Here is a 9,086-nt window from a genome sequence, read left to right as displayed (position 1 = left end):
CCCTACCCCCTCCCCCCTACTCCCTAACTGGCTCAAGTATGCTACGCTAGCTTGGTTCTAGAGTGACAGAGGTCTTCTATATGGCAAAGGTGCGGGTAGGATTATTATTTGGGGGTCGTTCGGGAGAACATGAAGTTTCTATCAATTCAGCACGAGCGATCGCAGGTGCTTTAAGTGCGGGGCAAAATGCTAGCAAGTATGAAATACTGCCTTTCTACATCCAAAAAGATGGGCGTTGGTTGGCTGGGGAGTCACCACAACAAGTTTTGGCATCAGGAAAACCACTGGAGTTATCTCAAGCAACTGAAGTTGAGGGAGCAGATACAAATAATTCTCAATTATCAGTTGCTCAAACTCAAACTTTGCATCGCTGGCAATCTCCCGCTCAAGTTGCACTTGTTGATGTTTGGTTCCCGATTCTTCACGGTCCTAACGGCGAAGACGGTACAATTCAGGGGTTACTCACCTTAATGCAAGTTCCTTTTGTCGGTTCTGGGGTCTTGGGTTCGGCACTCGGAATGGATAAGATTGCGATGAAAACAGCTTTTGCTCAAGCAGGTTTACCCCAAGTCAAATACATTGGTGTCAATAGATCGCAAATTTGGTCCAATCCTTGTGTTTTTCCCAAGCTATGTGATGAAATAGAAGCAACTTTGGGCTATCCTTGTTTTGTTAAGCCTGCTAACTTGGGTTCATCAGTGGGAATTGCAAAAGTGCGATCGCGACAAGAGTTAGAAACTGCTTTAGATAGTGCCGCTAGCTACGATCGCAGAATCATTGTAGAAGCGGGCGTTGTTGCACGAGAATTAGAGTGTGCGGTTTTGGGAAACGACCAACCTAAAGCTTCTATTGTCGGTGAAATTACTTATAATAGTGACTTTTATGATTATGAAACAAAATATACGGAAGGAAAAGCAGATTTACTGATTCCCGCACCTGTTGCAGAAACTGTTATCCACCAAATACAAGAAATGGCATTGCAAGCCTTTGCAGCTGTAGATGCTGCGGGATTGGCAAGAGTAGATTTTTTCTATGTAGAGGCGACAGGAGAAGTTTTTATTAATGAAATCAATACTTTACCGGGTTTTACAGCAACAAGTATGTATCCCCTTCTTTGGTCTCATAGTGGTGTACCCTTTCCAGAACTTGTAGATACACTCATTCAACTTGCGCTTGAAAGACAGTAATCAGTGACCAGTGACCAGTGAGCAGCGGGTTAATAAATGTAGAGACGCGCCATGGCGCGTCTTTATTAAGTGACCGAATATACTTAAAAAAAACCAAAAAAATGTAATGAAGTGAAGAATTTTTAGAAAAAAAGTTACTTAAATATAAATTGCGCTACGGATACAGGAAGCTTAACCCTTAAGTAAAATTTAGTATTTGAGGGCACATTCAGACTTTAATTTATTATGGAAAGCAGTCAGAATCTAGAGCAACAGGCATCTCAAAAGGAAATGCCGATGCCAATGATGAAGAAAAAAAAGTCCAAGCCAGCAACAGCTAAAAATTCCTTAATGAGCGTATTGGCAAAATATCCGTTATTTTTACCTATAGGATTGTCGGGAGTTTTTCTTGCTAGTGGTACTCTTGCCCTGTACAGTCTGGGTTCCGTTGGAAGTGTAGAAGAGGAAGAACCAGAAGTCTCAGAAGCAGAGGTTGTCCAACCAATTAGTAGTACTCCTACAGAGACAGAGAATCCCATGCCTTTATGGATGATACTGGCGATCGCTCTAAGTTGTGGAAGTGGCAGCTTGGTTTTATTCCTGCTGTTAAATCTCCCAGGAAAGCGTCAAATGGTGAAGAATCATTTCAACCGCTACCAAGCACGTCTAACGCAACGCCACCAAAGAATGGCACCGCGTCCGCCAAGAAACAAACCAGTCTTAGTTCCAGCGAAAATGGCTGCTGTAGCAGTACCCGCACGTCAAGCACAACCTGTAGTGACAGTTATGCCACCAGAACACAGTATGTCGCGCAATTCCAGCCAAGAAACTCTCGCAAGCGTGTTTGATATACGCAAACATACTCCTTTATCAACAATTTTGCGTAAAGATTAAAAAGACAAAATTTTAAGGCAGAATGAGTATTAAATACATAATAGTTCACCTCAGTGCCTATTACTCATGAAAACCCCAGAACTTGAATATTTACAAATTATTCACGAGCAATCCTTAATGTTTCAAAAATGGCTAGAAATACTTGGGGATGAAGTAAACATTCAAAGTCAAACGAATACATTGGAGCAAGGCATTGCAGTAGGTCATAGTGTATGTGAGAGTGTACTTAATACTCCAGCAACAGTTAGTGGCAAAACTTCCGATTCAATGAAAGATAATTTGAATAAAGCCCGCGCCATGGCTGAACAATATGCAGAAGTACGGGCTTTATTTGTGAAAAATCAAAAGAGATTTGTTGCAAGCCTTGCTAAATATAAAGTTTTAGTAAGTGGGTGAAATTAAAACATCTCCAAATATTTATTCTGCATCGTATCTAACTTATGTAGAGACGCATTCTCATGAAAGCGTCTCTACATAAGTTTTGTGGTAAGCTCAGCCCTACCAACATGTAGTTCAAAAATCAAATACGAGTCCCATACTAAGCTAGTAAGGATTGAAATCGAATGTCTTTACGAATATTGTCGAAATCAGAGTTATGTTTCAGTTCGGCTAAGTATTTTTCAGGGCATAAACGGATGGCTCGCTGTAAATTTTTAATAGCTTCTTCAGCATTATTCTCTATATTGTAGCAACGAGCTAAGTTGTACCAGATAACGTCATCATTAGGCTGTAATTCTGAAGCTTGTTTGTAGCTAGCTAGTGCTTCAGAGTGACGCTGTAATTTTTCCAAAGTCACACCTCGATTGAACCAAGCTTTGTAATAGTCTGGCTGAATTTCCAAAACTCGGTCAAAGCTTTTGAGGGCTTTTTCATAACGCCCCCACTCAAATAAATTCATACCTCGATTGTGCCAAGCCATTGTGTTACTTGGATCGAACTCAATGGCGCGATCGTAGCTGTCAAGCGCTTCTTTATAGCGTCTCAACTGTTTGAGAGCATTTGCTTTGTTGTTCCACGCCCAATAAGCATCGGGTTGAAATTCTAAAGTTCGCTCAAAGCTTTTAACTGCTTTATCGTATTTTCCCCAGTCACACAAGGTTAAACCGCGATTGTGCCAAATAGTCCCAGCTTTGGAATTTAACTCAAGGGCGCGATCGAAGCAACCAACTGCTTCGCTGTAACGCCCCAGCTTTCCTAAAGCAATGGCTCGGTTGTGCCAAAGCCAGCAATCAGCTGAGTTGAATTTTATAATGAGGTCAAAGCAAGCGATCGCTTCCTCATGACGACCCAGAGAACCCAAAGCAAAACCTTTTTGGGATAACGCTTCAGGGTAATCGGGTTTACACCTCAACGCTTTATCAAAACTAGCGAGCGCTTCTTCAAACTTTGCCGCTTTGTTTCGACGCAATCCTTGGTTATAGAAAAACTCTGCTTCTAAGTTGACTGTTAATTTCATAAATTGAGCATCTTGCCTTGGATAGATTTTTCTATTTTATAGATTCCCCAAAAAATAGCACGGTTTAACAACTGAACTAAAAATATTTAGGACAGGGTAGACATGGAGGGGGGTAGACATGGGAGACAGGGGAGAGGGGGTAGACATGGAGACAGGGGAGAGGGGTGAGACATGGGAAGACAGGGGAGAGGGGGTAGACAAGGAAGAAAGTTTACCTTGTCCCCTGTCCCTGTCCCCATCCCCATTTCATAGAGTACCACATCTATTGGTTTAACAAGAAACCTGATAGCACGCGAATACTGACCTCAAAAGGTTCTGTTTGCGGTTTAATACAAAGTGTAAATAGCACGTAACCTATCAAAAGATCGACGATAAAGTCGTTATCTACATCTGGTGAGATCTCTCCTCGCTCTTTAGCGCGATCGAAAACTTGGCAGAAAGCTTTACGTCGAGGCAAGACATACTTCTTCCAATAAATTTCGGCAAACTCAGGATTGCTGCTTGAGGTGCTGACGATTGTGGCAATTGTCTGGCGCTCCAGGTAAGAATCTTGCTTGGGGATTCCTTGTTCAATGAGAATCTCAAAGTCTCTCCAAAAGTCTCCCGTGTCTGGGATGGAAATCTGTTCTCTCCTGCTTTCTAACGCATCCGCCACTAGCTCTGCTTTTGATGAATACCGCCTGTAAATGGTAGTTTTACCCACCCCTGCACGAGATGCGATCGCTTCTATACTCGTGCGTTCGTAGCCAACTTCCGCAAGAAGATCGAGAGTTGCTTGAATAATAGATCGATCTGCCTGAGTACTTCTCGGACGACCGCTTTTAGCAAATTCTTTCATGATTCAATTCTACTAGCGGTATTGGAACTGCGCTTTAGGTTAATCAAAGCTCTAACTCTATAGAATCACATCCTAGCAAACAAACCTTCTAACCTCTGCCTTACCAAAAAGCTAATCAAAACTCTTGACCTTTCAATTTCGATACGATACCGTAGTGTATATAAACTAAACAAGCAAGTTTAATTTGGGTACTATAATGTGCTCCAACTTATACCCGCATAGGAGTGAATTATTATGGCTTTGAAAATATCATCAAAATTACCCAATCAATGGACAGTTCCTCTGATTCTGATTGCAACGGGCATTACAGGTATGACGGCTTACTACGGCATCTCCCAATTCGATCGCACGACTCAACTGTCCACACCAATAGAAAGTATTCCAACCATCCAGCAGATTGTAGCTTTAGGACGAATAGAACCAGCAGAAGAAGTGATACGAGTCTCAGCGCCTGTCACCTTAAACAACGATCGCATTGCTCAGTTGTTTGTGCAACGAGGTAGTTCCGTTCAAGCCGGTCAAGTTATTGCAATTTTAGACAGTCGCGATCGCTTGCAAGAAACGGTATTGGAAGCCAAAGAGAAAGTAGAAGTTGCGCGAGCCAAATTAGCACAAGTTCAAGCCGGAGCGAAATCTGGAGAAATTGCCGCACAGAAAGCAGCTATTGCCCGCCTTCAGGCACAGTTACAAGGAGAAATTGCCACACAAAAAGCCATCATTACCCGCCGCCAATCGGAATTGAACATAGCCCGTGCGGAGTACGAGCGCTACCAAATGCTCTATCGAGAGGGGGCAGAATCTGCATTGAGATTTGACAATAAAAAATTGGCGTTTGAAACGGCTCGAGCACAACTTCTGGAAGCCCAAGCCAACCAAAACCGTACAGCAGATACACTGCGAGCGCAGATAGAAGAAGCAAAAGCCACTCTAGAAAAAATCACAGAAGTACGCCCTGTAGACGTGCGGGCATCTCAAGCAGAAATCAAGCAGGCAACAGCTGCGGTCAAAAAAGCTGAAGCCGATCTCAAGCAAGCATATATCCGTGCGCCAATGGCAGGTCGCATTTTAGAGATTTATGCTAAGCCTGGTGAAACCGTCGGTCAAGATGGAATCGCCGATTTGGGGAAAACTGACCAAATGGAAGTGGTTGCGGAGGTTTACCAAACTGACATTGGCAAGATTCGTCCCGGACAAACCGCCATCATTACGAGTGAGTCATTCCCTGGAGAACTGCGTGGAACAGTTCGGCAGATGGGAGTGCAAATCACCCAACAAAAAGTCTTTAGCAATCAGCCAGGAGAAAACTTAGATCGGAGAGTGGTTGAAGTCAGAATCAGCCTCAACCCAAAAGACAGCCAGCAAGTTGCCAATCTAACAAACTTACAAGTTCAAGCTGCTATTCAACTTTAGATATTGTTTGTTTTTAACCTAATAAAGTATATGCTTCGCCAATTCTTCCGCAAAACACCCCTATCTTGGCTGCAAGTGACACGAGAAAAATCTCGACTTGCGATCGCATTAGCAGGAATTGCCTTTGCTGATGTCTTAATGTTTGTCCAACTCGGACTCATGGACTCGCTATACGATTCTGCAAAGAAAGTTTACGACACAATGCAAGGCGATTTGTTCATCGTCAATCCACTGTCAGATAACATTCAATCTGTAAAAAGTTTCCCCAGAGCAAGGCTGTATCAAGCGGCGGGAGTCAAAGGAGTAGAGTCAATTAACTCCTTGTACATCGGTCAAGGTGATTGGCGCAACCCTCAAAACCTAGCAAACCGCAATGCACTTGTTATCGGTATCAATCCTGCAAAACCAGCATTTAATTTGCCAGAAGTTAACGAACGCTTGAACGATCTCAAAGTTTTGAATCAGGTGCTGTACGACGAAGCAGGGAGACCGCAATTTGGAAATGTTCCTACGCTTCTCCAAAAACAGAACTCCTTATCCGTGCAAGTAAATGACGTTGAAGTTAAAGTCGTTGGACTGTTTCGTATTGGAACATCTTTTGGAATTAATGGCAGTTTGATTACTAGCGATTCTACCTTTCTGCGACTATTTCCAAAACGTCAACCCGACCAAATTGATATTGGTATAGTTAACTTAAAACCCGATAGTGACATTAAGAAAGTACAGAAGGCTATACAAGCTTATTTACCTAAAGATGTTTTAGTACTTACAAAAGAGGAATTTGTAGACAGGGAAAAAATGTATTGGGCAGTCAATAGCCCTGTTGGTTTTATCTTTGGATTTGGAGCAACTGTTGGCTTTTTTGTCGGGTTTATTATTGTATATCAAATTCTTTACTCTGATGTTTCCGATCATTTACCAGAATATGCTACGTTGAAGGCTATGGGTTATGGCGATAATTTCTTGATTGGTGTCATCGTGCAAGAATCTCTTATTCTTGCCATTTTGGGGTTCTTACCGGGATTTGTGCTTTCTATCGGGCTTTACCAAATTGCTCAAAAAGCAACTTTGCTACCCATTATGATGAACCTAAGCCGTTCAACAATGGTGCTGCTTCTAACCATTATTATGTGTATTGCTTCTGCGGCTGTATCCATGGGTAAATTGCGATCGGCTGACCCTGCTGATGTTTTTTAATTTGAAAATATTTTGGCTCGAATTCTTATGGAAAAGACTATTTCTAACTTTAATTTTAATGAGACGTCAAAGAGGATGTTTGAAAAGTGGTTGATTGTCATTTTAATCATATAATTACCCCCCTTAGTCCCCCCTTGTAAAGGGGGGAAATTGAATGGCCAGTTCCCTCCCCTTCACAAGGGGAGGGTTAGGGTGGGGTAAAAAATATTTAATACATCAATCATGACTTTTCAAACATCATCAGAAAGCAAATCTGTAATTACAGTTCGTCATCTCAATTATTACTTCGGTCAAGGAGACCTAAAAAAACAAGCTTTATTTGATATTAATCTTGATATTTCTATGGGAGAAATTGTCATTATGACAGGACCTTCCGGTTCGGGAAAAACCACTTTGCTGTCATTAATGGGGGGTTTGCGTTCAGCACAAGAAGGAAGCTTAAAAATTTTAGGTCAGGAAATGCGTGGCGCAAGTCAAGAGGTGATGAGACAAGTCCGAAAGCAAATTGGTTATATTTTTCAAGCACACAATCTTCTCAGCTTTTTGACTGCTAAACAAAATGTACGAATGTCTTTGGAATTACATGAAGAGTATTTAAATCAAGATATGGATGCTATCTCAACCGAAATTCTGAAAACGGTTGGTTTGGGCAATCGGGTGGACTATTACGCTGATGGTCTTTCGGGAGGACAAAAACAAAGAGTTGCGATCGCTCGTGCGCTTGTCAGTCAGCCTAAAATTGTATTAGCAGACGAACCAACAGCAGCGTTAGACAAAAAATCTGGTAGAGATGTTGTAGAAATGATGCAAGCCCTGGCAAAGCAACAAGGCTGCACCATATTACTTGTCACTCATGATAACCGCATTCTCGACATTGCCGATCGCATCATTTATATGGAAGATGGACGCTTAGCAGAGAATCCCAACTCTGCTGCTTTGGTACATTAATGACTGAGACTTCCTTTCCGCCATAAGATTACTGATTTTCTTCACCTGTTTCTTCATGTACTTTGCGTCTTTGCGGTTCATTTAATTAGGTAATATTCAAGCGGGATAGAAGCGCTCGGATTATTCTTTTATGGTATTTAAATATCCTGATTTACTAATTGAAATATGGGTATGAATTTAATCCCTAATTTTAGCTTCAGTGTTCTATGGCAGTCCTATTTAAATTGTAAAATAATTAACCGCAAAGACGCAAAGAGCGCGAAGAAAAGAGAGAAGAGAGCATTGTATAATAAATATTCCTCTTCCTGAAGCTTCTTAAAATTACGATCGCATTGCATTTGCAGCCATTGGTCCGCGAGTCACACCAAGCTGATTTTGTAACTTTAACTCCCGCCAAAGTTGAGAACCTGTAATCTCTCCCTGCAACAGTTGACGGTAGAGATGTATTGTTTGTATTACCAACTCTTGTGTCTCATTCACAAATTCAATGCGGAAGTAACGCAATCCAAGCTCTAAAAGCCGATGTACGTATTCTGCTCCTGTTTGTGCTGTACCATTAAACACTGTGTTGCGACAGCCTGCATCAGCTTGGAGGATGTGTTCTGTTCCCACCCTATCCCGCAATTTTACCTCGTGCTTTTCGCAGGGGCGTCCGCAGTTGGTATAGTCTGTTCCTTTGGATAAGAAAGCACAAAATACACAATGTTCCATATGAAACATGGGCATATGCTGATGAATTGTTACCTCAAACCAGTCCGTTGGGCAGCTCTTTAGGAGATCTTCCAATTGAGCTACGTTTAAATCGTAAGATGCTGTAACTCTTTCTAACCCAAATTTGTTTTTAAAATAGTCTGCTGTGAGGGAATTGGCAATGTTTAGGCAGAAGTCTCCCACACAACGATCTTGGGCAAAGTATTGGAGGTGATCGTAATTTCTGATGAGATAACCATCAGCATCGCAAGAACGCACTTGTTGCAAAATCCAGTTTTCTCCTGGTTTGGTTATTCTGGGTGGTGCAACCCAAATTGAAGACATTGGGGAGGAACGGACTATCTGTACTGCTTCTTTATACGCACGGGGATCTTCAAATTCACAATAAATTGTTTCAATTCCTGTCTCGAGTGCTGCTTGCAGTTGCTTTAAGTTTCGTACTAATGCTATGAGGGAGGGAAGGGAG

The 9,086-nt window shown here is 42.0% G+C and carries 9 protein-coding genes; 6 read left to right on the top strand and 3 right to left on the bottom strand.

What is annotated here, in order from left to right; translation table 11 throughout:
* Positions 1-80: 80 nt before the first annotated feature.
* The 3 genes from F7734_RS59320 to F7734_RS59310 all read left to right on the top strand — a co-directional run bounded on the left by F7734_RS59320 (position 81) and on the right by F7734_RS59310 (position 2,456).
* Positions 81-1,187, top strand: coding sequence for a D-alanine--D-alanine ligase family protein (locus F7734_RS59320; RefSeq protein WP_155753520.1), 1,107 nt, complete (start codon positions 81-83; stop codon positions 1,185-1,187).
* Between the two features lie 225 nt (positions 1,188-1,412).
* The gene (locus tag F7734_RS59315; RefSeq protein ID WP_155753519.1) at positions 1,413-2,060 is read left to right on the top strand and encodes a hypothetical protein; all 648 of its coding nucleotides are present in this window, start codon (positions 1,413-1,415) and stop codon (positions 2,058-2,060) included.
* A gap of 66 nt (positions 2,061-2,126) precedes the next feature.
* Positions 2,127-2,456 carry a hypothetical protein gene (locus F7734_RS59310; RefSeq protein ID WP_155753518.1) on the top strand — a complete coding sequence of 110 codons (330 nt, stop codon included), beginning with the start codon at positions 2,127-2,129 and terminating at the stop codon, positions 2,454-2,456.
* Positions 2,457-2,598: 142 nt separating this feature from the next.
* Here F7734_RS59310 and F7734_RS59305 read toward each other — a convergent pair whose 3' ends face one another.
* Both F7734_RS59305 and F7734_RS59300 read right to left on the bottom strand, forming a co-directional pair.
* Positions 2,599-3,516: a tetratricopeptide repeat protein gene (locus F7734_RS59305; protein WP_155753517.1), complete on the bottom strand. Its 918-nt coding sequence runs from the start codon at positions 3,514-3,516 to the stop codon at positions 2,599-2,601.
* A 262-nt stretch (positions 3,517-3,778) separates the two neighbouring features.
* Positions 3,779-4,354 carry a TetR/AcrR family transcriptional regulator gene (locus F7734_RS59300; protein WP_155753516.1) on the bottom strand — a complete coding sequence of 192 codons (576 nt, stop codon included), beginning with the start codon at positions 4,352-4,354 and terminating at the stop codon, positions 3,779-3,781.
* Positions 4,355-4,588: 234 nt separating this feature from the next.
* Here F7734_RS59300 and F7734_RS59295 point away from each other — a divergent pair, with 234 nt between their 5' ends.
* From F7734_RS59295 to F7734_RS59285, 3 genes are all read left to right on the top strand, one after another.
* The gene (locus F7734_RS59295; RefSeq protein ID WP_155753515.1) at positions 4,589-5,764 is read left to right on the top strand and encodes an ABC exporter membrane fusion protein; all 1,176 of its coding nucleotides are present in this window, start codon (positions 4,589-4,591) and stop codon (positions 5,762-5,764) included.
* Between the two features lie 30 nt (positions 5,765-5,794).
* Positions 5,795-6,961, top strand: coding sequence for an ABC transporter permease DevC (gene devC, locus F7734_RS59290; RefSeq protein WP_155753514.1), 1,167 nt, complete (start codon positions 5,795-5,797; stop codon positions 6,959-6,961).
* A gap of 222 nt (positions 6,962-7,183) precedes the next feature.
* The gene (locus tag F7734_RS59285; RefSeq protein WP_155753513.1) at positions 7,184-7,909 is read left to right on the top strand and encodes a DevA family ABC transporter ATP-binding protein; all 726 of its coding nucleotides are present in this window, start codon (positions 7,184-7,186) and stop codon (positions 7,907-7,909) included.
* 321 nt (positions 7,910-8,230) lie between these two features.
* Here the strand turns inward: F7734_RS59285 and F7734_RS59280 are convergent.
* Positions 8,231-9,086: U32 family peptidase (locus tag F7734_RS59280; RefSeq protein WP_207714483.1), on the bottom strand; the 856-nt coding region annotated here is incomplete at its 5' end.

Source organism: Scytonema sp. UIC 10036 (genome assembly GCF_009725235.1).
This window is presented reverse-complemented; position numbering and strand designations above follow the sequence as displayed.

Excerpts from the sequence above, each read along its gene's own strand:
- F7734_RS59320 (WP_155753520.1), top strand. The coding sequence starts at position 81 with ATGGCAAAGGTGCGGGTAGGATTATTATTTGGGGGTCGTTCGGGAGAA.
- F7734_RS59315 (WP_155753519.1), top strand. The coding sequence starts at position 1,413 with ATGGAAAGCAGTCAGAATCTAGAGCAACAGGCATCTCAAAAGGAAATG.
- F7734_RS59310 (WP_155753518.1), top strand. The coding sequence starts at position 2,127 with ATGAAAACCCCAGAACTTGAATATTTACAAATTATTCACGAGCAATCC.
- F7734_RS59305 (WP_155753517.1), bottom strand. The coding sequence starts at position 3,516 with ATGAAATTAACAGTCAACTTAGAAGCAGAGTTTTTCTATAACCAAGGA.
- F7734_RS59300 (WP_155753516.1), bottom strand. The coding sequence starts at position 4,354 with ATGAAAGAATTTGCTAAAAGCGGTCGTCCGAGAAGTACTCAGGCAGAT.
- F7734_RS59295 (WP_155753515.1), top strand. The coding sequence starts at position 4,589 with ATGGCTTTGAAAATATCATCAAAATTACCCAATCAATGGACAGTTCCT.
- devC (WP_155753514.1), top strand. The coding sequence starts at position 5,795 with ATGCTTCGCCAATTCTTCCGCAAAACACCCCTATCTTGGCTGCAAGTG.
- F7734_RS59285 (WP_155753513.1), top strand. The coding sequence starts at position 7,184 with ATGACTTTTCAAACATCATCAGAAAGCAAATCTGTAATTACAGTTCGT.